General features: G+C 67.6%; 1 protein-coding gene. It reads left to right on the forward strand.

Features of this window, described 5'->3' with window-relative positions:
* The coding region (locus tag ACUYLD_RS25655) for an ATP-binding protein (protein ID WP_446676238.1) at positions 1 to 278 on the forward strand (278 nt) is incomplete at both ends.

Genomic DNA, 278 nt, shown 5'->3' on the forward strand with positions numbered 1-278 from the left:
GGCTATGGCTTCCTCTCCGAGCGCGAGAGCTTCGCCAGGGCTTGCGCCGAGGCGGGGATCGCCTTTGTCGGCCCGCCGCCCAACGCCATCGCGGCGATGGGCGACAAGATCGAATCGAAGAAGCTCGCCAAGCAGGCTGGGGTGAACGTCGTCCCCGGCTATGTCGGCGAGATCGACGATACCGAGCATGCCGTGCGCATCTCGAACGAGATCGGCTATCCGGTGCTGATGAAGGCCTCGGCCGGCGGCGGCGGCAAGGGCATGCGGCTGGCCTGGAG

The sequence above is a fragment of the Paenibacillus sp. SER-28 genome (genome assembly GCF_052906305.1).